We start from the raw sequence: 23702 nt of genomic DNA, 5'->3' as shown, positions 1-23702 counted from the left end.
GTACATCGCCCAGTACGTCGGAGATTCCCGGATCTCGAAGGTGTGGGCGCTGGATCGCCGCATCTTCGCAGGTCGCGACTCCCCTTCCGCCTCTCCTTCGCATTGGTCAGCCGCACAGCCATCAGGTGTGACTTTGTCCAGTCCGGTCTCAAGAACCGCCATCTGTCCATGACCGCCGTGGGCGGGGTCATCGGCGCGGGCCTCTTCGTCGGCTCCGCCTCCGGCATCGCCGCGGCCGGCCCCGGCATCCTGCTCTCCCACGCCCTGGTCGGCGCGCTGGTCGTCCTCGTGATGCGGATGCTCGGCGAGATGGCCGCCGCCAACCCGACCTCCGGCTCCTTCTCCGCGTACGCGGACCGGGCGCTCGGCCGCTGGGCCGGGTTCTCGATCGGCTGGCTGTACTGGTTCTTCTGGGTCGTGGTGCTTGCCAAGAGCGTCATCTGGCGGGTCGGCGTCTTCTACCTCGGCTCGATCCTCGTCGTCGTCTCGCTCCTCGCCTGGAACGACCCCGCCATCGCCGAGAAGGGTTCGTACGTCGCGGCGCTCGACTCGGTCGGCATCCCGCACGCCGGTCAGATCATGAACGTCATCGTGCTGACCGCGGTGCTCTCCTGTCTCAACTCCGGCCTCTTCACCGCCTCCCGCATGGCCTTCTCGCTCGGCCGGCGCGGCGACGCACCGAAGGCGTTCGCCCGGACGAACGGAAGGGGCGTCCCCTAGGCCGTGATCCTGGCCTCCGTCCTCTTCGGCTTCATCGCCGTCGGCTTCAACTACCTGTGGCCGGACACCGTTTTCCAGTTCCTGCTGAACTCCTCCGGCGCGGTCGCGCTGTTCGTCTGGCCGGTGATCTGCTTCTCGCAGCTGCGGATGCGCGGCATCATCCTCCGCGAGAACCCGGACAAGCTCATCGTCCGCATGTGGCTGTTCCCGTACCTCACTTGGGCCACCATCGCGATGATCTCGTTCGTGCTGGTCTACATGCTCACCGACGACAAGCCGGGCGGCGGCCGCATCCAGGTGCTGCTCTCGGCGCTCCTGGCCATGGTGGTGGTGACCGTCTCGCTGATCCGCCGGCGGTTCGGCCGGAAAACTGTCGGTGCGGACGCGACGTCGTCCCGGTAGGGCACGGCCGAAGAACGGCTGCAGCCACGGCCGAAGACGGCTGCAGGGGCGGCGGTGTGGACGGCACACCGCCGCCCCGCGCGTGCCCCCAACACCCATCTGTCCCGGTGGCCAACGCACCCCCACCCAACGCACCCCCACCCCCGGTGGTTACGCACCCACCCCGGGGGCCACCCCACCCCTCATTCCCCTTCCCCCACCCGTACGGAAAGCACCCACCCATGCCCGCGTTCAGACGCCGCAGCCGCCGAGACAACCGTCCCCGTCTTGCCCCCGAACTCGACGACGTAGCGCTCGGCCAGGTCCGGCGACGCCTGGAGACGGCCTGGTCCCGAGGCTCACTCGACACCGCGGTCGTCGCCCTGGTGGCGAATGTGATCGAGGACGCCGGCCAGGACTGGGACCGCAAAGCGAACCGCCTGGAAGTGCTCGCCGGCACCGCGGGCCGGACTGCGGTGGCGGGAGCCTCAACAGCTCCCGTGCGTACCGGAGTTGGGCGATGGTGAGCTCGTCCGGTGGCTGCGTGGCGGGTGCCGGCGGCTGATGGGTGGCTGATCCGAGGGTGGTGAGTGTCCGGGTGGGCTCCGAGCGGGCTCTGTGGGTGGCTGCGGGCGCCCCGCCGGGAGCCGCCGGTGGCGAGCATGTTCGCCACCGGCGGTCGTGTTCGCCCTGGCGGTCGAGATCAATTGACGAAGGCGAAGATCGAAATTCTACAAAAGTATTAAATGTATGTATTGGATGAATTTTCACCTAAAACACCTTGTTGGTGCTATGTAGGCGTCGTAGCCTCGGAGTTGTCGCCGCTAGGGCATGAGGCGGCGGCCAAGCCGAACAAGTCAGAGGAGGAGAAGATGAGCTTCAGCAAAGTCTTCCCTCGTAGGCGTACGCGTGGCCACGGACGCGACGACTGGTGTGGCGGCCGCGGACACGGCGGCCACCACAAGCGTCACCGTCGCCGCTTCCACGGCAGCCGCAGGCATCGGATCTGCGTCCGCATGTGAATCGAGCCCTGGATACGAGGCCGGCCCGCGCCCCGCGCGGGTCTGTCTCCGGGGCTGTGCGGCCCGTGCCCCTGGGGCAAGTGCCGGGGCCTGTCCGTTGGGCAGTGCCGGTCAACTGCCCGTGCATCCGACCGTGACATCGCATCCGGCTGCTACACAGCGACCATAGCGATCATGCAGCCGCGCGGCTTGCGCCGACGTTCAGCGCCCGGTGAGGCGCCTTTCGAAGCGCCACCCCCAGTGGCCGGTCCGCGGGCCGCGGCGCTACCGGACCGGGAGGCCGCCATGCAAGCTGGTACCGGTAGGGAAGCCCGTCTGGACGGCGATGCCGGTGCTCGTATGGGCGGCGAAGACGGTACGGCGCCCGAGGCCGGTGTGTTCGCTGCGTTGCCCGGTGCGGCGGCGGATGCCCCGATCCTCACCAGGCGCGTCGCCCTCAAAGAGGCGTTCCGGCGTTTCTGGCCGCTGACCAAAGGCGACCGGCGCTGGCTCATCCTGGTTCTGCTGCTCGCCATCCTGGCCGCGCTCGCGGAGACCGTGGCCATCCTGCTCTTCGCCCAACTGACCGACAACGCCCTGCAGAAGGGCTCCGTCAGCGCCTTCTGGTCACCGGCCGGCAAATGGCTCGCGGTGGCCGTCGCGGGCGCGGTGGCGGGCTACCTGGGCAACTCGCTCGCCGCCTGGACCGCCGAACGCTTTGTGATGCGGCTCCGGGCCCGTCTCTTCTCCCATCTCCAGACCCTGCCGCCGCACTTCTACCAGCGCAATCGCCACGGTGACCTGCTGGAGCGGATGACCGGTGACGTGGACGCCATCGAGGAGCTGGTGATCTCCGGCGTCGTCGAGGCGTCCGCGGCGGTCTTCAGCGCCCTCTTCTACGCGGCCGCAGCCCTCTGGCTGCGCTGGGACCTGGCGTTGGTCACCTTCTTCCTGGCCCCGCTGTTCTACGTCGCCACGCGCAGCTTCACCGGCCGTCTGAAGGAAGTCTCCCGGCGAGCACGCAAGGCCGACGGCGCCGTCACCTCGGTGGTCGAGGAGGGGCTGGTCAACGTCGTCCTCACCCAGGCGTACAACCGGCAGCGCGACGAGGAGCAGCGGCTCCAGCGCGAGGCGCGCACCTGGCTGCGGGCATCGGTGCGCAGCGCCCGTCTCAATCAGTTCTACGAGGAACTGGTGGAGGTCCTGGAGACGGTCTGCGTCCTGGTGATCATCGGGATGGGCGCATGGGAGATCTCCGCCGGGCGGATGACGCTCGGGCAACTGCTCGCCTTCGCCGCCTTCATCGGCTATCTCTTCCCGCCGATCCGCAACCTCGGCCAGCTCGGTCTGACGGCCGTCGCCGCGACCGCCGGAGCCGAGCGGCTGCTGGAGATCCTCGACGCCAAGCCGTCCGTCACCGACCCGGCCGATTCCCTGACGTCGGCGTCGGAGTCGTCTACGACCAGCCCGGCGGCCGATTCCCCGACGTCCGGTGCCAAGCCGTCCACGACCATCCCGCCGGCCGCTTCCCTGATGTCCACGGCCCCGCGGCGCGCCGTGGGCGAGGTGGAGGCGCAGCGCGTCACCTTCCACTACCCCGGCAGCCGCCACGAAGCCGTCCACGACCTCTCCTTCGCCGCGGGCCCCGGGGAACTGCTGGTCATCACCGGCCCGAGCGGCGCGGGCAAATCGACCCTGGCCGCGCTGCTGCTGCGGTTCTACGATCCGGACGCCGGCAGTATCCGGTTGGACGGCATCCCCCTGGACCGCCTGCCGCTCGCCCAGATCCGCCGCAACATCACGCTGCTGCCGCAAGAGGTCCTCGTCCTGCACGACTCGATCGAGCAGAACATCGCCTGCGGACGGGACAACGCCACCCATGACGGACGGGACAACGTCACCCATGACGACGTGGTGCGGGCCGCGCGGGCGGCCGACGCCCATGGGTTCGTCTCCGCCCTCCCGGACGGTTATGACACCGAGATCGCCCCGGGAACCTCCCGTCTCTCCGGAGGCCAGCTCCAGCGCATCGCCATCGCCCGCGCGATGCTCCGCGACGCGCCCGTCCTCGTCCTCGACGAGCCCACGACCGGCCTGGACGCGCTGGCCGCGCAGCGCATCCTCGCCCCCCTCCGCCGCCTGGCCGAAGGCCGTACGACCCTCGTGATCACCCACCACCTGGACCTGGCCGCCGACGCCGACCGCATTCTGGTCCTGGACGACGGACGCCTGGTCCAGTCGGGCACCCACACCGAACTCCTCCAGCGGAGCGGCCTTTACGCCTCGCTCTTCGAGGCCCGGCCGCAGGCCCGGAACGGCGCCGGTCGGCCTCCTGCCCGCGCCGGTCCGTCGTCGGGCGGCCGGTGGGGTGAGGGAGCGCCCTACCTCGGCTCCACGGAATCCGGGTCGACGGTGCCCGGTTCCACGGAATCCGGGGCTGTGGCTCCCGGGGCCACGGAATCCGGGGCGCGGCTCCCGGAACCATGGTGAGAACGATCTTCCCCGTGGTCCGCCCCGTCTCGCCGAGCGCATGCGCCCCCGCGGCGTCCTCCATCGGGAAGGCCGCCGCGATCTCGACACGCAGCCGGCCCTCGTCCACCAGGGCCGCGATCTGGCGCAGTCCGCCCTGGTCGGGTTCGACGAGCATGAACACCGCACGCACCCCTGCCGCGCCCGGATCTTCGGCGTCGCCCGCAATGCGGCCGGAGCGGCGCGTAGGCGGAATGACGCGCGGGGGGCACACATCGCACGCCGGGTCGCACACCCTTGTCGTCGGGGGAGGGCGGCCGCACGCTGTGCTTCTGGTGCTGTATTCAACAATCACGGGGGTGATTGCCGTGCCCAGCGGCATAGTGAAGTGGTTCGATCCCGGACGGGGGGTCGGTGTCATCACCCAGGACGACGCGGGGCGCGAGGTCGTCGCGTACCGCTCGGCGATCCAGGGCAACCGGGACCGCAGGCTGATCAAGGGCGAGAGAGTGCTCTTCAACGTCACTCAGGACTCCGAGGGCACCCGGGCGGACAACATCCACCGGGTCCCGGAACCTTATTTCGGCGTTCGCCTATGTTGACGTTTCTCGATACAGGGCCCACTCTTGATTCCAAGCACATCGATACAGCTAGGTCGATGTGGGTACGTGACGTGGGTGCGTCGAGGCAGGCGTCGACGGCCCGCCGGTCAGTTGCAGGTCAATCGAGGAGCGGGCCATGAGTGAGCAGTCCACCGCATTGCGGGAATCCGTCCGTCGGCGTTACGCGGCCGCCGCCGTCCAGGTCACCGAGGGTGGCACCGCATGCTGCGGGCCGCAGGCCGTCGAGGTCGACGAGAACTTCGGTGCCACGCTCTATACCGCCACCGAGCGCGACGAGCTGCCCACCGAGGCCGTCGCCGCCTCGCTCGGCTGCGGCAACCCCACCGCGGTGGCCGATCTCCACGAGGGTGAGCGCGTACTGGACCTCGGCTCCGGCGGCGGCATCGACGTCCTGCTCTCCGCCCGTCGCGTCGGCCCGACCGGCAAGGCGTACGGCCTGGACATGACCGAGGAGATGCTGGCCCTCGCCCTGGCCAACGCCCGGAAGGCCGGCGTCGCCAACGTCGAGTTCCTCAAGGGCGCGATCGAAGCCATCCCCCTGCCCGCGAACAGCATCGACGTCGTCATTTCCAACTGCGTCATCAATCTGTCGACGGACAAGGCAGCCGTTTTCGCCGAGACCTTCCGCGTTCTGGATCCCGGTGGACGCATCGGCGTTTCGGATGTCGTCGCCGATGATGAACTGGCGCCCGCCCAGCGTGCCGAGCGCGGTGATTACGTCGGCTGTATCGCGGGCGCGCTTTCCTTCACCGAATACCGCAAGGGCCTGGAAGCCGCCGGTTTCACCGGTATCGAGATCACCCCGACCCACGCTGTCGCCGACGGAATGCACTCCGCCATCGTCCGCGCCACCAAGCCCGCGTCGGGTTCCTGCCGCGGCGACTGCTGATCGCGCCAACGGCTCGCATACCCTCGGAGCCCCTTTACGGACAGCCCTTTTACGGGGCCCACGCACGGAGCCCCTTCACGTGAGCCTCTTCGCGACGACTCACGTGAGCTCATTTACGACGGTGCATCACGACGACCCATCGCGAAGACGAATTCCCCTGATAGCGGTGTCGAAGACCGGCCGGTATTCGTTCCATTGCGCGTTCGGCGCCGAAAGGTAGACCACATACTGCGTGCCGTCGGCGTCGGCGAAAGCCAACTCCACCGCCCGGTACTTCCGCACGTCGCCCTGGAAGGTGAACTCCCAGTACCCCGCGGGCCGTCCCCGGAACGTCGTGGGGCCCATCCGTACCCGCTCATAGCCCTTGTTGTCCCGACGTGTCTGGTCCTCTTCGGTCTCGTGCCAGTGCCGGAGCGGATCGGACCCCGCGAACTCGACGACATTGACCCTCAGGCCGACCAGCCGGGACGGGTCTATGTAGGCGAGTTCACTGCTGGGCAATCTCTTGCGGGTCCAGCCGTCCGGTACGGGGACGGAGAACCCCTGGCCGGCCTTCCTGAGGCGGTATCCGGCGGGAAGCGGTGGCAGCGGGGATGGGCTGGTCTTCGGCGGGCCGCTGGAGGCGCCGCCCTCGGACGGACGGGCGCTCGTCGGATGGTCGCTCGACGGTCGGGCGCCCGCCGGATCGGCGCCGCCCCCGGGCCACAGCAGTACGCCGCCTGTCACGGTGGCCGCGGCCACCACCGCCGCGACAGACCACAGCAGCGCGCGGCGGCCGCGCCTGCCCCTGCCCCCTTGTGCAGGGCTGCCCCCTCGTGCAGGGGCCGCGGGAACTCCCACACGCTCCGGCCGCGTGGGCGGCTCGATGGCGGCGGTCCCCGCTTCGGCCGCACGGCCCAGGAGGCGTTCGGCCTCGTGGGCGTCCATCCGCTGGTCGGGTTCCTTCACCAGCAGACCGTCGATCACCGGGACCAGGTCCCCGGCGTTGCGCGGGGGATCGTATGCCTCGGCGGCGATGGCGTAGGCCGTCTCGATCGCGGTATCCCGGTGGAACGGGGGGCGCCCTTCGATCGCCTGGTACAGCGTCGCGCCGAGGGACCACAGGTCGCAGGCGGGGCCGGGCTCGGCCATCCCGCTGCGCAGCCGTTCGGGCGCGACGTACTGGATCGAACCGACCAGTTCGCCGGTCTTGGTCAGGGACGGCGTTCCGGACTCCACGGCGATCCCGAAGTCCGTGAGGACGATGCGCCCGTCGTTCCCGAGCAGCACATTGGCGGGCTTGACGTCCCGGTGCAGCACCCCGGCGTCGTGCGCGGCGCGCAGTGCGGCGGCCATGATGCGGCCGATCCGGGCCGCTTCGCCGGGTGGCAGCGTGCCCTTCTGCTTCAGGACGTCGCCGAGCGTGACCGAGGGGATGTACTCCATGACGATGCAGGGCAGGCCCTCGTCGTCGACGACGTCATGCACCACGATCACATTGGGATGGGTGATCCGGGCGGCGCTGCGGGCCTCGCGGCGGGTGCGCTCGTAGAGCCGCTGCACCTCGTCGTCGTGGAGGTGTGGGGGAACGTGCAGTTTCTTCACGGCGACGTGCCTGCCGAGCAGCTCGTCCTCGGCCCGCCACACCGTGCCCATACCTCCGCGGCCAATCCGCTCTACCAGCCGGTAACGGTTGGCTACGAGACGCCCCAGATCGGACACCGTGAGACCCTCTCCCTCTCCGCACGCCCACGCGCGCCTGAACATGTTGCCGGAGCACCATAGCCCGTGCGAATCGCATGGCCATGGCAGCGGATTTCCTGGGATTCGGCACCGGGTACCAGGGGGCTGGGATGGGGTGAGCGGGGCGTGGGGCAACTGGTTTGGAGAGTCGCCTTGTTCGCCGGCGGCTGCGGCTGCGGCGTGACCGCGATGGCTGCGACAGCTGCCGTAGCGGCCGGTCGTGGGGAAGGCCCGGACCGTCGCGGGGCCCGGCCCGTCCCGATGGCCGGACCGTCCCGTCCGCCGGGCTGTCTCCCGGCGGACTCATGGGGTTCCTATGTGTCCATATGCCCCATGTCGTCCGCGGCCTCAGCCGTGCCCACTCTCCGGCCGTGCCCCGCGTACGACGTAGAGTGCTCCGCCCGCGACGAAGAGGCCCGTCGCGGTGGCCCAGGCCGCGGGCTGTGGCCCCGGTTGCATGGCCCAGGCCCACACGGTGGCGGCTCGTCCGGGGACGCCGCCGCCCGCCCAGTACAGCGCGCTGACGTACGCGATCGTCGGCAGCCAGCTCAGCCGGGCGCCGATGACGGCGGTGGCCACCGCCGTGACCCCCATCGCCCCCGACAGGTTGCGGACCATCGCGGGGCCCCCGAATTCCTGTGCGTGCCCCGGCACGGCGAGCGCCAGGGCGCCGGCGGCCAGGGCGGTCAGCGCCAGCAGATGGGCCAGCCGCCGGGGCCATGCGGGGCGTACGGCGGTCCGGTCCAGCTCCGTGGAGTGCTGGTGCAGGCTGATGCCGATGGCCGAGGCGGCGAGCATCGGCGCGAGTGCCACGACCGGTACGCGTCTGCCCGGGTCGATGTAGGCGTTCAGCCGGTGTGCGCAGAGGGCGGCCAGGATCGCGGTGCCGAGGAGCGTGGCCACGGTGCGGGGCAGGGCGTGTGAGCGGGCGTAGAGGGCGTAGCCGTACGCCGGTGCGAGCGGGAGACCCGCGTGCCTCACTCTGCGGGCGTCTCGCCCGGGTCGCCGTCGCGGCAAGGCGGCGTACCGGTGCCGACGAGGACGCCGAGCACCACCGGCAGAGCCGCCGCCAGGAACTGCGCGAGCGGGCCCCTGGCGCCGGCGGCACGCAGCTCCGCCATGCGCGACCGGCGCTCCCGGCCGCCCTGCCAGCACCCCGCGGCGGCAGCCAGGGGACCGCCGAGCATCACGGCCATGGTGTGCAGCTGCAGCTGTGTCTGGCCCCAACTTCCTTGCCAGGAGGCAGACGTGACCGTCAGTGGCACGAGGAGGATGAGGGACACCGCGAGTGCGGACCAGCGGGCGGGGCCGCTGCGTGCCTCGGCGTGGAGCGGGTGGCGAGTGCGTCGGCCCGGTTTCCGTCGCCCCGGTCGGGGAGTACGTATGCCGGGCGGCCGGGACAGGGCCGGGGCGGTCATCGGCGCGTTCCTTCGGCGGGCGCCGCGGCGGCGCGGTGGCCGCGCAGGGCGGCCGTGTAGCCGCGCTCGATGGCGTTGCCGCCGGTTCCCGCGCGGTCCGTCCGCTCGCCGAGCTCCGCGAGTGCGGCGGGCGTGCCGCGACAGGCCACCCGCCCGGACTCGATGAGCGTCACCTCGGTGCACGCCACGGCCACGTCCTCCACCAGGTGGGTGGAGACGATCACCGTGCCTTCCTCGCCCAACCCCCGCAACAGCGCGCGGAATTCGACCCGCTGCTCGGGATCGAGGCCGGCGGTCGGTTCGTCGAGCAGCAACACGGCCGGATCGTTGACGATGGCCTGCGCGATACCGACCCGTCGCACCATGCCGCCCGACAGCGTCCGCACCTTGGTGTCGATACGGTCCGCGAGCCCCACCCGCGCGACGGCCCGCTCGACCGCCGGGCCCGCCTGCGCGCCCGGCATCTCCTTCAGCCAGGCCACGTACGCGACAAACTCCCGCACGGTGAAACCCGGGTAGTACCCGAAGTCCTGTGGCAGATAGCCGAGCCGGTGCCGGGCCGCCGCCAATCCCCGGTGGCCGGACAGATCGTGGCCCAGGAGCTCGACGCGTCCGCTGTCGGGACGGGCGACCGTGGCGAGGACCCGGATCAGGGAGGTCTTGCCTGCGCCGTTCGGGCCGAGCAGCCCGTGCACCCCGGGGCCGAAGTCGAGGAGCGCAGCTCACGGCGCGCCCGCATGGCCCGGGTCTTGATCGTGCCCTCCGGAACGCCCAGCAGAAGCGCGGCTTCACGGGTGGTCAGGCCGTCGACGACGGTGGCACGCAGGACCTCGCGCAGCTCCGGGGAGATCCATTCGAGGGCGGTGCCCACATCCCCGTACTCAAGCCCGGCCAGGACCCGGTCCTCGGCGGACGGAGCGGCAGCCGGCGGCTCGTACGCGACACGTTCGGCCCGTGCCTGCGCTCGCTTCGCGTCCACCAGCCGCCGGGCCGCGATCACCCAGAGCCAGCCGCCGGCCGCCCCGGCCCGGTACGTAGCGGCCGACCGCCACACGGTGACGAAGGTGTCCTGAAGGACCTCACGCACGATCTCCGGATCGCCGCACCGCCGCGTCAGCCGCACGTGCAGCCACCCGGCGTGCCGGTCGTAGAGAGTGGCCAGCGCAGCCTGGTCCCCACGGGCGACGGCACGCAGCAACACCGCGTCGTCATGTCGGTCTCGGTCTGCCCCCACGGGGCGGAACAGTCTCACACCCTCCCTATCGCCCGGCGGACCGCACCCGGTTCATGCGGCCGGGCAAACTTCATGCGGCACGCGCGACGATCCGGACGGGGCGGCTGAGGCCATCGCATGATGATCGCGTAGGGGGAGCGCCGGATCCGTCAGGCCGACATCCCGCCGCACCCTCTGGGGCTCGTACTGCAACACGACAGATCAAGGCCCGAGTCGAGCGCCCTCCAGCGCCTGCCTGTGCGACTGGGGCGAACCCAGTGCCGTCCGGCGAGGAGGGGGAAGATCCTGTGCGTCGCCGCAATCTCCTGGCGCCTGGCGGGCTACCGGGGCGGTCTTCAGTCCCGCTGCGGCCGCCGCGCAAGTGCCCGCGCGGCCGAGTCTGTCGGGCCTGGAAGACTGCTGCTGTACGAGAAGCACCGCCGGGGTGGTGACCCGCAGGGCAGAGCACCGTTTGTCGCTCGACCGAGCGACAAACGGCGAAGTGGAAGCGCCCTCGGCGAAGGGCGAAACCAAGGCTGTACGGCCGTTGCTTGAGCAGGTTCCGCCACCAGCCGTACCAGTAGCCTGCCGGAGTTGAGCGAGCAGGTACGGGCTGAACGCCCGGCGGGATGGAGGACGGCAATGGCCCATCGATATGACTGTTCCACGGTGTTCGGACGTGCGGACGGGTTGCGCGAGGCCGCCTTGGCGGTGCGCCGGGGTGAGTTGGTGGTGCTGCCCACGGACACCGTGTACGGGATCGGTGCCGACGCTTTCAACCGTGAGGCGGTGGATGGTCTGCTGCGGGCCAAGGGCCGGGGCCGTGCCATGCCCTCGCCGGTGCTGGTCGCCTCCCCGGGTGCCTTGTATGACCTGGTCACCGACGTCTCCGAGCAGGGCCGGGCCCTGGTGGAGGAGTTCTGGCCGGGTGGCCTGACCCTGGTGGCCCGCCACCTGCCGTCGCTGGACTGGGATCTGGGGGAGACCCACGGCACGGTGGCGGTCCGGATGCCGTCCCACCCGGTGGCTCTTGACCTGCTGGCCGAGACCGGGCCGATGGCGGTCTCCAGCGCCAACCTGACGGGACAGCCGTCTCCGCAGGACTGCGATGCCGCTCAGGGCATGCTCGGCGACTCGGTCGCCGTCTACCTGGACGGCGGGGTCACCGAAGCCACCGTCGCCTCGTCCATCGTGGATCTCACCGGCACGGCTCCCGTCCTGAAGCGCGCGGGCGCGATCAGTGCCGAGCGCCTGCGCAAGGTGGTTCCCGACCTGCAGGAGCCGTGACCCGGCTCGCCGGCGACAGCACAGGGCGGCGCGGCAGCCGCTTCGGCCACCCGTTCGGCGGCCTTCATGATCGCGATGCCGTCGTTGTGCACGGTATGGCGGTGCACAGCGAACAGCGCGTGGGCGGCGGGGCGCGGGACGCTGCCCAGGTGCCCGACGGCAACCGGCAGCCCTACCAGGGTGACCAGGTCCGCCGCGCACTGAGAATCCTGCTGGAAGCCGCCGTCGCCCAGCGCCTGGGGATGCCGGCGACACCAGGGCGCCCAGTCCCCGACCGCCGCGCCCGCGCCGCTGCCGGTGGCCCCCGCCATCGCGGTGAGCCGGGCTCGGCCGTACCCTGCGGCCATGACTGACGACCTGCCCCTGACTCCGTCCGAAGCCTTTGAGCTGCTGCTGGCCGGCAACGAGCGCTTCGTCGCGGGCGCGTCGGAGCACCCGAACCAGGACGCCGCGCGCCGCGCCGAGACCGCACCCGGCCAGCGTCCGTTCGCCGTGCTCTTCGGCTGCTCCGACTCACGCCTGGCCGCCGAGATCGTCTTCGACCGGGGCCTGGGCGACCTGTTCGTGGTCCGCACCGCGGGCCATGTGGCGGGGCCTGAGGTGCTGGGCAGTATCGAGTACGCGGTGAGCGTGCTGGACTGTCCGCTGGTCGTGGTGCTGGGCCACGATTCGTGCGGCGCGGTCGCGGCCACCCGTGCCGCTCTGACCGACGGTCTTGGTACCACCGGGTACGTGCGCGACGTCATCGAGCGCGTCACGACCAGCGTCCTGGCCGCTCGCGCCGCCGGGGTCACCGGGGACGACGACATCATCGCCGAGCACATACGGCACACGGTCGACCTGCTCCTGGACCGCTCCCGGCTCCTCGCCGACCGGGTCACCGCCGGAAAGACGGCCGTAGTGGGCCTGTCCTACCGGCTGGCCGACGGCAGTGCCCAGCTCGTCACGTCCCGTGGCCTGCCGGAGGAAGCAGCTGCCCCCGCGCCGGGCGCCTGAACCGTTCACAGGCGGACGACGAGGGCGACCAACTCCACGGTGTGACCTACATAATTGTGACCTACATAATGCTGAGTGGTCGCGGGAATTTCATGGCCGCGCCTGCGACCACACTCGCCCTCCTGGGGATGGCCTGAAAACGCCTGCCTCGTCAGCGGCACCGCATCGTCGACGACGCGGTGCCGCCCGCCACCCCCGCCTCATTCCAAGGGCCTGGCCGGCGTCGGCACGGCGATCACTCACGGCGATCACCCTTGTCGCCTACGGGTGGTCTCAGGCATGGCTGCCGCATCCGTCAGATGCTGCCCACTGGCGGCCGGAGGGCATCAGCGCTGGTACTCCCACCTTTCGCCACTTGGCTGCATACCGCCCCGATGCGCACTGCCGAGCCCGATTAGCACAAGCGAACGATGGGCGAGTAGGCGTGTCGATTCAGTGAAGACGGATTCCGAAGAGGCGGGGCGCTCGTGGAAGCACTCTTCCGCTCTTGCCCTATGGGGCGTACGCCTGGGCACATCACCGTGAACAATGCGCCAATCACTCGTATGATCCGGTGCTTGACCGTGACTTGACCTTCGGCCATGAGGTAATCTCTGAGCAAAGAGGTGTTCGCGGTTGCACCAAGCGGACCGCCTTGACTGGCAAACATGAGGTCTGGCCAACGGCCACGTTTCTCGGGGGGAGATGTACTGATGGAGCGGCGACGGATTCCCTGCGATTCCGGCCACTGGTCGGCATGGTCGCTCCCCGATCACAGACGCTCCCGCTCCTACCGCTAGCGATGGTGACGCGTTCCGCGCTGTAGGCGCGGGCGCCATCCCGCTCGGATCACCTCTTCGCGTCGACGACGCACAAGAACACCGGCTGTCCCGCTCTTCGGGCACACCGGTACGCCACCCATCGACTGATGACCTGAGCACACCGCGCCCGCGAGCACCGCTTGGGGCGCAGGAGAAAGGCCACCATGAAGTCCCTGGTTGACAACGCACGTTCCTTCTCGACGCACGTGGCCGAGCGTGCTGAGGAGTTCCGCACCCTTGAGGCCGGGCAGAGCCCCGAGGTCCTCTTCATCACCTGTTCCGACTCGCGCGTGGTGCCGGCCCTCATCACCGGCGCCCGGCCGGGCGAACTGTTCGAGCTGCGGACAGCGGGCAACATCGTTCCCGAGTACAGCAGCGACCACCCCTCCAGTGAAACGGCCACCATCGAATACGCAGTGCGGGTGCTGGGCGTCCGCGACGTCATCGTGTGCGGCCACTCCCACTGCGGCGCGGTCAACGCCCTGGTAAGCGGGGACGACCTCTCCGCCATCCCGGCCGTACAGGGCTGGCTGGAGCGCGCAGCCTCCCGGCCCGAGACGACAACACCCTCTTCCCCGGACCTCGCTGAGGCAGTCCAGCGCCACGCGGTCGCCCAGCTGGAGCGGCTGCACACCCACCCCTGCATCGCGGAACGCGTCGAGGCGGGCACCTTGGCGGTGCACGCCTGGTACTACGAGGTGCACACCGGAGCAGTGAAGCAGTACGGGCCGGACGACCAGTCTTTCCGGCCGCTGTGACCCGCATCCGCCCGCCTCACGGGCCGCCGAGTACCTCTTCCCTTCCGCTTCCGCTGTGCGAGGAACTCCACTGATGCTCTCCACCCTCAAAAAGCCCGCCCATCTGCGGCGTGATGTCCTGGCCTCCCTCGTCGTCTTCCTGGTCGCCCTGCCCTTGTGCGTGGGAATCGCCGTAGCCTCCGGAGTGCCCGCCGAACTCGGCCTGATCACCGGTATTGTCGGCGGCCTGGTCGTCGGCTTCCTGCCCGGCAGCAGCCTCCAGGTCAGCGGCCCGGCCGCCGGGTTGACCGTCCTGGTCTTCGAGGCCGTCCAGGAATTCGGCCTCGGCGTTCTGGGAGCCATCGTCCTGCTCGCCGGCCTGGTCCAACTCGTTCTGGGAGCCCTGCGGTTCGGCCGCTTCTTCCGCGCGATCACGATCGCCGTCGTCCAGGGCATGCTCGCCGGCATCGGCCTCGTTCTGATCTTCGGCCAGCTCTACACCATGGCCGACGTCAAGCAGCCCCGCTCCGGACTCGACAAGATCGCGGGACTGCCGCACCTGGCCACCGAGATCGCCACCTCCAGCGCAGCCCTGACCGCGTTCGCCATCGGGGCAGCCACCATCGCCGTGCTCGTCCTGTGGAAGAAACTCCCCGCTCAGGCCCAGACGGTGCCCGCGCCGCTGGCCGCGGTCGCCCTGGTCACAGCCGTTACAGCCGTGGCCGGCTGGTCCGTCCCCCGCGTCGAAGTCCAAGGGCTGCTGTCGGCTGTCCAGCCGCCGGGGATGTCCGACTTCGCTTCGCTGGGCAGCCTCGCCGCCCTGGGCACGGTAATCGCCTTCGCTCTCATCGCCTCGGCCGAGAGCCTCTTCAGCGCCGCCGCCGTCGACCGCATGCACGACGGCCCACGCACCGACTACGACAAGGAACTGATGGCCCAGGGCGTGGGCAACACCGTCTGCGGCGTCCTCGGCGCCCTGCCGCTGACGGCTGTCATCGTGCGCAGCTCCGCGAACGTCCAGGCCGGGGCCAAGACGAAGCTGTCCCGCATCCTGCACGGTCTGTGGTTGGTGCTGTTCGCCGCCCTCGTGCCGACCGCGATCGGCATCATTCCCCTGGCCGCGCTCGCGGGGGTCCTCGTCCACGCCGGCTGCAAACTCGTCCCCGTCAAGGACCTTGTGCCCCTGTGGCGCGAGCACCGCGGCGAAGCCGTCGTCCTGGCCGTCACCGCGATCGCCATCATCACCACCAACCTGTTCGAAGGCGTCCTCCTCGGCATCGTCCTCGCCGTGGTCAAATGCGCCTGGGAAACCTCCCACCTTCACCTCGACGTCCATGAGACGACCGACGGCCGGCTCCTCGTCACCCTCACCGGGTCCGCCACCTTCCTCCGGCTGCCCCGCATGCTCGAAACCCTCGAAGCGCTCCCCCACGACCGGCCCGTCGAACTCGACCTCTCCGAGGTGCGCCACCTCGACCACGCCTGCCGCATCACACTGGAGAACTGGGCACAACAGCGGGGAACCACCATCGACATGCTTGCGAAAGTCTGACCGGCCGCTCATCTCGAACGCGCGACCTGCGGGCAGCTCGCCGCACAGCAGACGCGCAGGACTCATCCACTCAAGCCCCATCCACTGTCACCCCTCGCCCGATGCCGGGCGAGGGGTGGCCACGCCCGACACTCCCGTTTCGTCCACAGCACGGTAAAGCTCAAAGGAGGCAACGGTGTTCGATCGCAGGGCAGAAGCAGAAATGCGGCTGTACTCAGAACAGCTGGCCACGGAACTCGCCCTGATAAAGCATCATGGAGAGGCGAGCGACGACAACACCGAGGCCCAAACACCGCCTCCGGCTGACGAATCGCACGCGACCGCCGTCACGACAGCCGCCACCGACGCAGAGCGGGATCCTGCGAGATCGTGACTGGTGGTGCTGCGTGCTGACACGCGGTCCCGTCCTGCTTGGTCAGAGGGCACAACGGCTCTCGGCCCAGTGACGCACGAACTACGGCCTCTTCGCCGGTGGACCCGATTCAGTGAAGATCGCTTTCGTGGCGCGCATCACTCTCGCTCGGGCCGCGTCGCAGGCCGGCCCCTCTCGTCGCCCGGGGCATCCGCCCACGGTGATGTGTGGACAGACGGGGCGCGTCCGCCGCGTGCTGCGAGGAGACCACGACGGTGTCCAGCGCGCCGCCTCGCTGCCCAGGTACTCGATGGTGACCTGTGCCGACTTCCGACAACCGGTAGGAGAGCCGGTGTGCGAGATCGATGGGCAAGGGGATCAGCTTGGCCGTCTCGTAACCGAACATCAGGCCCTGGTCGCCCGCGTCGAGGATCGTGTCACTGATCTGGTCGGCGATCTTGTCGGGATGCGCCTCGGTCACGGACTCCGAGGTGAACAGACGACGGGGCACAACTCTCCCTGGGTCGGATCAGGCTGTGGCCTGACAGCGGAGGGCGGCGACCCGGCGGACGCGCCGGGCGGTTCAGCGCGAGGATCCGAGGTCGGTACACAAGGCCGCGGGCACGCCGATCGCGACGGCGACGACCGCGCCCTTCTTGTGTGTGACGGACACGCTGATGCCGGCGATGCCACGGTCGCGAGCATGCCGGGCCGCCGTTCCGCAGAGGTGGACCTGCGGAGCTCCGCCGTCGGCGCGCAGGATGGCCACCTGGCGCGGGGTCACTCCCGCCCGCACACCTGTGCCGATGACCTTCAGCACAGCCTCCTTGCCCGCGAAGCGGCCGGTGAGGAACTCGCGGGCCCGCTCGGCGCCGAAGGAGGCGGCGGTCCGGAGTTCCTCGGGGGCGTACGTGTAGTCACGGAACCACGGGCGGGCGAGCAGGGCTGTGAGCTCGTCCTCGTGCGTGACGTCGACACCGATCCACACCGTGTGTTCACCCTGCTCTCCGCGGTGTCCCGCTAGTTGAGAAACGTCCCCTTGAGTACGCCCTGGAAGACGGCCAGCCGCTGGATGTGGCCGGTTCCCTCCATGAATTCGAAGGCCCGCGCGTCCCGGTACAGCTTGTTGAACAGCGGGTCCTCCAGGAGCGCGCCGGGGCCCATCAGCTCCGCGGCGACCAGGGTGCAGTGTTCGGCCAGCTCCGCTGCGCGTGTCTTGACCCCGGCGACGTGGTCGGCGCGTACCCGGCCGGTGTCGATGGCCGCGGCGACCTCGTAGTTCTGGGAGCGGACGGCGGCGAGCCGGTCCTCCATGTCCTCCAGCCGTGACCGGGCACTGCCCGCCAGGGCCGGGCGCTGCTCGTGTACGTGCTCCAGGACCGCGCGGCACAGCCCGACGATGGTGCCGGCCAGCACCGGACGGAACCGTTGGAGCGTGCGGATGGCGCCGATCAGCCCGCGTCGGCTCGGCTTGAGGCTCTCGTAGCCGAGGATCTGCTCACGCTCCACGCGTACGCCGTCGAGCCTGATGGCGGAGATCCGCGCTCCGCGCATGCCCACGGTCGGGATCGGCTCGGCGTGGAATCCGGGAGCGTCCGTGTCCACGAGGACCGCCTCGATCCCCAGCGGCCCGGGCGCCCGGCGGCAGAACACCACGCCCAGTTGGGCGTACGCGGCGTTGCCCACGTACCGCTTCTCGCCGGTGAGCCGGAAGCCGTCACCCTCGGGGACGAGCGTCGTCTCCAGTTCGGTGGCGGCCGATCCCTTGACCGGTTCGGTGAGCCCGAAGAACGTCCAGACGGGATCCGGGCCGGCCATGCGCTCGTAGTACGCGTGGCGCTGCTTGTCGTCGCCCAGAGCGCCCACCGCCACCCCCGACATCAGAGGGCCGGGGCAGGCGAGCATGAAGCCCGCGTCGCCGTAGCTCAGCTCCTCGATGGTCACCGTGTGTTCGAGGCACGAGCTCATGTCGTAGGTGTACTCGCCGACGCGCAGCGGCGAGTCCAGGTACTCCACCGGGATGGTGCAGCCGCGCATGATATCCACGGCAGGCAGTCCCAGCCGGCGTCCGATCGCCTCCGGGTCGCGGTCGATCTCCAGGCCGATCCCGCGCAGCTGCCTGCCGGCCTCCCGTACGTATGAGCGCAGCGCGGCGATCCGCTCGCCGGTGGGCTCAGTCATCTCCGGCCTCCGATCCCCGCTGCTGCGGGTGCAGGTACGTGTTGCCCAGAACCTCAGCCAAGTACAGGACGGTCCCCGGCCCCCCGGCGACGAAGCCGCTTGCGCCATAGAGCTTGAGCGCCGTACGGCCCCCGTTCACCAGGTCCCGGTGGATCCGCCAACGCCGTCGCGGGGTGCTCAGGGGCAGCTCCCGCAGGTTGTCCGACTCCGACAGGGCCAGTGCCACATCGGCCACCGCGCCCTGGACGAGCTGGCGGTTGAGCAGGTTGGCGCCCTCCGAGACACGTTCGCCGAGCCGGGCGACCGCACCGTTCAGTACCTGTCGTACGGTCTGCAGGTGCAGCCGGATCAGCTCGTCGGCGAACTCCTCCTGGCGCCGGTCGGCGGCCGGTGTTCCGCCGCGCTGCGCCATCAGCATCCCCGAACTGCCCGGCACCTGCGCGCCGGCGGTCACCCGCGTCGGCGAGGCGACGGCCCAGCCACCGTAGGAGACCGTTAGGTCGCCCGGGGCCACCCTGTCGTGGCAGGCGTCCAGTGCGGCCGCGAAGTCCCCAAGTGCCGTGCCCTCCGGGGAGGTCGTCATGTCGGTGTTCACCGGCGTCGCCTCCCCTCACCCGCCGGTTCCGGGAGGGTGCCGTGGTCGTGCGACCGCAGCACGGCCAGGTGGCTGTCTCCGGAGCGGGGGTCCGTATCGCACAGCACCACCGTCGTGTACTCCTGCTGCCAGGAGCGCCAGTGCCGGGCGAGCGCCAGCCACACACTGGTGCAGTACGTGCCGCCGCTTGCCTGGTAGTGGTGGCGGACGTCGGCGAGCGCGGCCGTGTCGAGCCACGGTCCGGCCACCACCAAAGTGCCGTCCGGCTCCTTGTCCACCACCCCGCCGATCCGGACGGCCACTGGCTCGGTGGCGGAGACCGCCTCGACTCCGGTCACCCGGGGCCCACCCTCCTGGCCGAACAGGAGCATGACCCCGGAGTCGACCAAGTGGTTGTCGTGGACCAGCGGGAGCCGGGTGGGCAGGGTGGTCTGCTCCAGGACGGCCAGCACCGCCTCGCGGCTGCGGCCGGCGCGCTGGAAGGCGGAGATGACGCGCAGTGCCGTGAACGGCGCGGCCAAGCCCTGCTGGTGGATGCCGAAGTTGGTGGCATGCCCGCCGAGCTGCCTGTCGAGATAGGGGGAGATCGCGGTGAAGGGAGTGACGTCGGGCAGCGCCTGCGTCACGATCACCAGGTCCGGCGTGCTGTCGCCGATGTCACCGGTGGTGACGAGCCGGTCGATCAGATCCCGGTGGCCGACGTTCGGCCCGGCGCGCAGCAGGTCCTCCTCCACCTCCAGCCCGAACGGCTCGACCAGGTCGCGGTAGTAGGAGAGGGTGGATGGATCGTCGTCGTAGGGCCTGCGCGGCGGGGATACCACGGCGCAGGCGGCACGCAGAGTGGGCATCGTCGTCGCCTCATCCCTCGCCGGTGGTCTGCGCGGTCTGGGACAGGACGTAGTCGGTGAGCGATCCGACCGACTTGAAGTCGTCCATGTCCAGATCCTCGGGGTCCACTGAGATGTCTGTGGCGTCCTCCAGTTCCATCAGCAGTTCCAGGACGGACGTCGAGTCCAGATGCAGGTCCTCGAAGAGGCGTACCTCCTCGGTGAGACCGGTGACGGGGCGCTCCAGTACCTCGCTGAGGGACTTTTCCACCGCCGAGATCACGTTGCCGCGTTCCATTGCCAGTTTTCTCCTGTGTCAGTCGAAGTCGATGAGGCGCTGCTTGGCCAGCAGTTCCTCCTTGCGGTCCCGTTCCCTCACCAGGTGCGCGGCACCGTTGTGGACGAGCACCTCGGCCGGGAAGCCGTGGCTGAGGAACAGGCCCGGTGAGGCGGTCGGTCCGTACGCTCCCGAGCGCTCGACCCCCAGCAGGTCGCCGGCCTGGACTGGTGGCAGGACGACTTTTTTGCCAATGACGTCGTTGGGTGTGCAGAGCGGCCCGGTGACGGTGTACGTGTCGGTCAGCTCGTCGTCGTACCGGCTCAGCGAGCAGATCGGGAAGTTGCGCTTGACGAAGCTTCCGACTCCGACCGCCGCCATGTGGTGGTTGGTGCCGCCGTCGGCGACCACGAACCGCTCGCCCATCGACTCCTTGACGTACAGCGCTCGCACCACGTACGTACCGCACATCGCGGTCAGGTACCGCCCGAGTTCGTTGATCAGCCGGCACCCCGGGTGCGCTGCGGAAAACGGCTCGACCACCTCGTTGATCCCGGCGACCGTGGCCTGAAGGTCGAGGTCCTTCTCGTTGTCGAAATAGGCGACACCGAAGCCGCCGCCGAAGTCGACGGTCTCCAACGGGATGCCGAGCGCCTGCGCCAGTTCGTCGGCCAGGGCGAGGATCTGACGGGTGTTGTGCGCCAGATCCCCGGCGTTGAGGAAGCGGGTGCCCATATAGGCGTGGAAGCCGCGCACCCGCACCCTGCGCAGGCGGTCGAAGAGGCCACGGGAGCGGCGCAGCACGTCCGCGTCGATGCCGAACTGGCGTGGCTTGCCGCCCATCGCCAGGCCGGAGCCCTTGGTGTGGAAGTCCGGGTTGACGCGGAGCAGCACCGGAACCTCGTCGCGGTCCGCAGCGGCGGCGATCTCCTCGATCTCGGCGACCTCGTCCAGCGACTCGCACACGATGGCGTACAGACCGGCTGCGACGCACGTCTCCAGCTCGGCGCGGGTCTTGCCCGGCCCCAGGAAGATGACGTCGTCCGGTGAGATGCCCGCTCGTGTCACCGTCATCAACTCGACCATGGAGGAGATCTCCGCACCGGCTCCGAGTGAGCCGAGGCGGGAGGTGACGCTAACGTTCGGGTTGGCTTTCAGGGAGAAGAAGACGTCCACAGCCGGGTGCAGCTGGTCGCGCAGTGACTGGTAGACGGACCGCAGCACCTCGGAGTCGTACACGAACACAGGAGTCCCGAACTCCTCGGCGATGTGCGAGACCGGCACACCCTGCACATGGAATTCCGCGCTGCTCGTGGCATCCTTTCGGCTGCTCATGGCTTCCTTTCGGTGGTGGAGAATCGTCCGAGCGCGTGGGCCACCCGCTGGTCGAGCGCGGCGAGTTCCTCACGTCGCCCGGCGAAGAGCAGGGTGTAGAGCCGGCCGTCGAACGGGACGGAGGCGCCGCTCTGCGCGTTCACGGTGCCGAAGGATGTGACGACCACTCCGGTGCCCGCCGACGGTGGTTCGGCCAGGGCGCCGAGCGCACCGGCCACCTCGTCGAAGGAGACCGGCGCTGTGAGCCGCAGCGGGTAGTGCCTGGCCAGTGCCGCACCCCCGGGAGCCATGAACCGTTCGGTGGCGCGGCCCTGGTAACTGGACATGTTCAGACGGGCGTTGATCTCCAGGACCGGATAGACCAGGTCGTCGGCGCCCACGAGGGCGTCCACGCCCACGGCGCCGAAGAACCCGTCCTTGTGGAGCCGCCCGCCCAGCGCCTCCGCGGCCTCGGCCAGCGTCTCGTGCTGGGCCGGGGTCAAGGCGGCCGGCATGACGTGGCCGAGGTGCACCCCGCCGGAGGTGAGCGCCTCCTTGACAAAGTCGAGCCTGACCCGCCCGGCGCGGTCGATGGTGAACTGGTAGTTGAGGTCGAACCGTTTGGGCAGGAACCTCTCCACCACCACATGCATCGCGTCGTCGCCGGTATCGCCCGCCCGGCGCTCGACCATGCGCAGCAGCCGGTCGGCCTTCTTGCGGCTGTCCAGTACGAGCAGGCCCTTGCCGGAGACTCCGTACGCGTCCTTGACGATCACCGGTTCACCGTCGCTCAGCGCCTGGTCGAGCGCGTGGCGCAGCTGCGGGACCGTCTCACAGCAGGACCCGGGGATCTCGCGCAGCCCCAGCTCCTCGGCGAGCCGGCGGCTGTAGATCTTGCTGTTGACCCGCTCGTAGGTGGCCGCGTCCGGCACCGCGGCGCGCAGTCGCGTCTCCTGGGAGATCCGCTGCTCCAGAGGCGAGTTGCCCATGGGCATCAGGTACGCCCCATCTCGCGCGATCCGCCGCAGCCGGTCCATCAACTCCGGTGAGTCCAGTACCGCCTGGCTGGTGCCATCGTCGCTGGCCGGGGCCCGCGTGACCAGCTCGACGGGCACGCCCAGGCCGGTCTTCTCGACGTATCGGCGGTAGCCGTCGTCCAGCGGCCGGTCCAGCAGCAGGAAGTCTGCCGGTTCGGCCAGCAAGACGCCGAGCTCCTCCATGCGCTGCACGGTCGCGCTGGTGACCGACAAGCGCGCCGCCGGCAGACCGACGTACTCGCGCGCCCACTGGTTCTCCACCTCGAAGTTGCACAGCCACACGAACCGGGCGTCGCGGTCGCCGGTGAGCGCTTCCTTGAGATCCGCCGTGTAGGCGGGGCCGGTCATCGCGCCCACCGCTTCCGGTGAGTGATCACCATGGCGCCGAAGGTGGCGCCCAGACCGACGGAGACCAGGACGTAGTTACGGCCGTCTACGAGCCGGTCGCTGTCTCGCAGGGTGGTGTAGTTGACGAAGACGTCCGAGGCGTAGCAGTGGCTGTAGCGCGCGATGTTCTCCAGAAAGAACCGGTCGGGGTCGGCGCCCAACTCCTTGATCGCCTGCCGCCAGGAGACCATGTTCACGTTGTGCGGGATGATGAGGTCGATGTCGCCGAAGGCCAGCCCCGCCTCGCGCACCGCTTGCAGGATGACCTCGCCGAGCACCGTGCCATAGGCCCGGCCGAAACCCTGGGTCTCCTCCTTGGTCATCTCCAGGCCGGCCGCGTACTCTCCGAGTGTGCGCGTCACGTGGGAGCGCACCACGTCCCCCCGGCCGCCGACGGTCACCAGGCAGGCGGCCGCGGCGTCGGCCATGATGGCGCTGTTGGGAATCAGCTGGACCTTGGGCGAGTAGGCCCGTTCGCCGGTCACCATCAACGCGTGGGCGCCCTCCGGCGCCTCCGCCCGCAGCAGTTCACCCGCCAGGTCGATGGCCCCCAGACTGCTGACGCACGCCTGCTGGGTGAGCGCGAACGCTTCGGCGTCGTGCAGCCCCAGATCGTCACGGATCACCTGAGCGGCATCGATGTGCGGTGGGGTGAGGGTCTGCATGGTGTGGGCGTAGATGACGTACGAGATCCGGTGCCCTTCCGGAAGCGCCTTCAACGCCTGCCGTGCCGCGGGAAGGACCAGGTCGAACAGGCCCGTATCCGGGTCGAACCGGAGCCGGTCCAGGCCGTATATCTTCCGGAACACGCCCACTTCGGCCCGTCTGAGTCCGAGGCTGCCGGCGAGTTCGTCGATCTTCACGCTGCGCTCGGGGAGGAACGACTCGATCCTCTCCAGCGTTGTCGCGTCGAGCACGTGCTCT

At 69.8% G+C, this 23702-nt stretch carries 22 protein-coding genes and 4 pseudogenes; 11 read left to right on the top strand and 15 right to left on the bottom strand.

Going from position 1 to position 23702, the window contains the following annotated elements; genetic code table 11:
• Nucleotides 1-168 precede the first annotated feature (168 nt).
• From K9S39_RS21645 to K9S39_RS21635, 3 genes and pseudogenes are all read left to right on the top strand, one after another.
• Nucleotides 169-1122 (top strand): annotated as a pseudogene (locus K9S39_RS21645) (amino acid permease).
• Between the two features lie 221 nt (nt 1123-1343).
• Nucleotides 1344-1628, top strand: coding sequence for a hypothetical protein (locus K9S39_RS21640; RefSeq protein ID WP_248865026.1), 285 nt, complete (start codon nt 1344-1346; stop codon nt 1626-1628).
• A gap of 780 nt (nt 1629-2408) precedes the next feature.
• Nucleotides 2409-4592: an ABC transporter ATP-binding protein gene (locus K9S39_RS21635; RefSeq protein WP_248865025.1), complete on the top strand. Its 2184-nt coding sequence runs from the start codon at nt 2409-2411 to the stop codon at nt 4590-4592.
• Here K9S39_RS21635 and K9S39_RS43045 read toward each other — a convergent pair.
• Nucleotides 4585-4953: pseudogene (locus K9S39_RS43045) on the bottom strand (zinc-binding dehydrogenase); the annotation flags it as partial. The gene K9S39_RS21635 and the pseudogene K9S39_RS43045 overlap by 8 nt on opposite strands.
• On the opposite strand from K9S39_RS43045, the gene K9S39_RS21625 reads away from it, so the two are divergent.
• The gene (locus K9S39_RS21625) at nt 4940-5173 is read left to right on the top strand and encodes a cold-shock protein (protein WP_248865024.1); all 234 of its coding nucleotides are present in this window, start codon (nt 4940-4942) and stop codon (nt 5171-5173) included. The pseudogene K9S39_RS43045 and the gene K9S39_RS21625 overlap by 14 nt on opposite strands.
• A gap of 136 nt (nt 5174-5309) precedes the next feature.
• The gene (gene arsM / locus K9S39_RS21620) at nt 5310-6083 is read left to right on the top strand and encodes an arsenite methyltransferase (RefSeq protein WP_248865023.1); all 774 of its coding nucleotides are present in this window, start codon (nt 5310-5312) and stop codon (nt 6081-6083) included.
• A 126-nt stretch (nt 6084-6209) separates the two neighbouring features.
• Here arsM and K9S39_RS21615 read toward each other — a convergent pair whose 3' ends face one another.
• From K9S39_RS21615 to K9S39_RS21595, 5 genes and pseudogenes are all read right to left on the bottom strand, one after another.
• Nucleotides 6210-7784, bottom strand: coding sequence for a serine/threonine-protein kinase (locus K9S39_RS21615; RefSeq protein WP_248865022.1), 1575 nt, complete (start codon nt 7782-7784; stop codon nt 6210-6212).
• Between the two features lie 369 nt (nt 7785-8153).
• Complete coding sequence (locus K9S39_RS21610) at nt 8154-8786, bottom strand: hypothetical protein (protein WP_248865021.1); 633 nt, start codon at nt 8784-8786, stop codon at nt 8154-8156.
• Complete coding sequence (locus K9S39_RS21605; protein WP_248865020.1) at nt 8783-9223, bottom strand: hypothetical protein; 441 nt, start codon at nt 9221-9223, stop codon at nt 8783-8785. Before K9S39_RS21605 ends, K9S39_RS21610 begins: the two co-directional genes overlap by 4 nt.
• Nucleotides 9220-9936 (bottom strand): annotated as a pseudogene (locus K9S39_RS21600) (ATP-binding cassette domain-containing protein); the annotation flags it as partial. The pseudogene K9S39_RS21600 and the gene K9S39_RS21605, both read right to left, overlap by 4 nt.
• Nucleotides 9873-10475 (bottom strand): RNA polymerase sigma factor, encoded by a 603-nt coding sequence (locus K9S39_RS21595; RefSeq protein WP_248865019.1) that lies wholly within the window; start codon nt 10473-10475, stop codon nt 9873-9875. The pseudogene K9S39_RS21600 and the gene K9S39_RS21595, both read right to left, overlap by 64 nt.
• 603 nt (nt 10476-11078) lie before the next feature.
• Here K9S39_RS21595 and K9S39_RS21590 point away from each other — a divergent pair.
• From K9S39_RS21590 to K9S39_RS21565, 6 genes are all read left to right on the top strand, one after another.
• Complete coding sequence (locus tag K9S39_RS21590) at nt 11079-11723, top strand: L-threonylcarbamoyladenylate synthase (protein WP_248865018.1); 645 nt, start codon at nt 11079-11081, stop codon at nt 11721-11723.
• Nucleotides 11720-12076, top strand: coding sequence for a hypothetical protein (locus K9S39_RS21585; protein ID WP_248865017.1), 357 nt, complete (start codon nt 11720-11722; stop codon nt 12074-12076). Before K9S39_RS21590 ends, K9S39_RS21585 begins: the two co-directional genes overlap by 4 nt.
• Nucleotides 12069-12719 carry a carbonic anhydrase gene (locus K9S39_RS21580; RefSeq protein WP_283112604.1) on the top strand — a complete coding sequence of 217 codons (651 nt, stop codon included), beginning with the start codon at nt 12069-12071 and terminating at the stop codon, nt 12717-12719. The genes K9S39_RS21585 and K9S39_RS21580 overlap by 8 nt, the downstream gene beginning before the upstream one ends.
• Nucleotides 12720-13683: 964 nt before the next feature.
• Nucleotides 13684-14277 carry a carbonic anhydrase gene (locus K9S39_RS21575; RefSeq protein WP_248861994.1) on the top strand — a complete coding sequence of 198 codons (594 nt, stop codon included), beginning with the start codon at nt 13684-13686 and terminating at the stop codon, nt 14275-14277.
• Nucleotides 14278-14350: 73 nt separating this feature from the next.
• Complete coding sequence (locus tag K9S39_RS21570) at nt 14351-15808, top strand: SulP family inorganic anion transporter (RefSeq protein WP_248865016.1); 1458 nt, start codon at nt 14351-14353, stop codon at nt 15806-15808.
• Nucleotides 15809-15983: 175 nt separating this feature from the next.
• Nucleotides 15984-16181, top strand: coding sequence for a hypothetical protein (locus K9S39_RS21565; protein WP_248865015.1), 198 nt, complete (start codon nt 15984-15986; stop codon nt 16179-16181).
• Nucleotides 16182-16404: 223 nt separating this feature from the next.
• Here K9S39_RS21565 and K9S39_RS21560 read toward each other — a convergent pair.
• The 9 genes and pseudogenes from K9S39_RS21560 to K9S39_RS21520 all read right to left on the bottom strand — a co-directional run.
• A pseudogene (locus K9S39_RS21560) lies at nt 16405-16671 on the bottom strand (S-adenosylmethionine synthetase N-terminal domain-containing protein); the annotation flags it as partial.
• 72 nt (nt 16672-16743) lie between these two features.
• Nucleotides 16744-17148: a holo-ACP synthase gene (locus K9S39_RS21555; RefSeq protein ID WP_248865014.1), complete on the bottom strand. Its 405-nt coding sequence runs from the start codon at nt 17146-17148 to the stop codon at nt 16744-16746.
• 32 nt (nt 17149-17180) lie between these two features.
• On the bottom strand, nt 17181-18341 hold the full coding sequence (locus K9S39_RS21550; RefSeq protein WP_248865013.1) for an acyl-CoA dehydrogenase family protein: 1161 nt from the start codon (nt 18339-18341) through the stop codon (nt 17181-17183).
• A complete protein-coding gene (locus K9S39_RS21545; RefSeq protein WP_248865012.1) occupies nt 18334-18936 on the bottom strand; it encodes a hypothetical protein in 603 nt (200 codons plus the stop codon). The genes K9S39_RS21550 and K9S39_RS21545 overlap by 8 nt, the downstream gene beginning before the upstream one ends.
• Nucleotides 18933-19784, bottom strand: coding sequence for a hypothetical protein (locus K9S39_RS21540; protein WP_248865011.1), 852 nt, complete (start codon nt 19782-19784; stop codon nt 18933-18935). Before K9S39_RS21540 ends, K9S39_RS21545 begins: the two co-directional genes overlap by 4 nt.
• 10 nt (nt 19785-19794) lie before the next feature.
• Nucleotides 19795-20061, bottom strand: a complete 267-nt coding sequence (locus K9S39_RS21535) for an acyl carrier protein (RefSeq protein WP_248865010.1) — start codon at nt 20059-20061, stop codon at nt 19795-19797.
• An 18-nt stretch (nt 20062-20079) separates the two neighbouring features.
• Nucleotides 20080-21375 carry a type III PLP-dependent enzyme domain-containing protein gene (locus tag K9S39_RS21530; RefSeq protein ID WP_248865009.1) on the bottom strand — a complete coding sequence of 432 codons (1296 nt, stop codon included), beginning with the start codon at nt 21373-21375 and terminating at the stop codon, nt 20080-20082.
• Nucleotides 21372-22739 (bottom strand): preATP grasp domain-containing protein, encoded by a 1368-nt coding sequence (locus K9S39_RS21525; protein WP_248865008.1) that lies wholly within the window; start codon nt 22737-22739, stop codon nt 21372-21374. The genes K9S39_RS21530 and K9S39_RS21525 overlap by 4 nt, the downstream gene beginning before the upstream one ends.
• Nucleotides 22736-23695 (bottom strand): 3-oxoacyl-[acyl-carrier-protein] synthase III C-terminal domain-containing protein, encoded by a 960-nt coding sequence (locus K9S39_RS21520; RefSeq protein WP_248865007.1) that lies wholly within the window; start codon nt 23693-23695, stop codon nt 22736-22738. The genes K9S39_RS21525 and K9S39_RS21520 overlap by 4 nt, the downstream gene beginning before the upstream one ends.
• Nucleotides 23696-23702 lie beyond the last annotated feature (7 nt).

The sequence above is a fragment of the Streptomyces halobius genome (assembly GCF_023277745.1).
In the GTDB taxonomy this organism is placed as follows: Bacteria; Actinomycetota; Actinomycetes; order Streptomycetales; family Streptomycetaceae; genus Streptomyces; species Streptomyces halobius.
The sequence above is the reverse complement of the archived record's forward strand: the minus strand, read 5'-3'. Positions and strand labels throughout refer to the sequence as shown.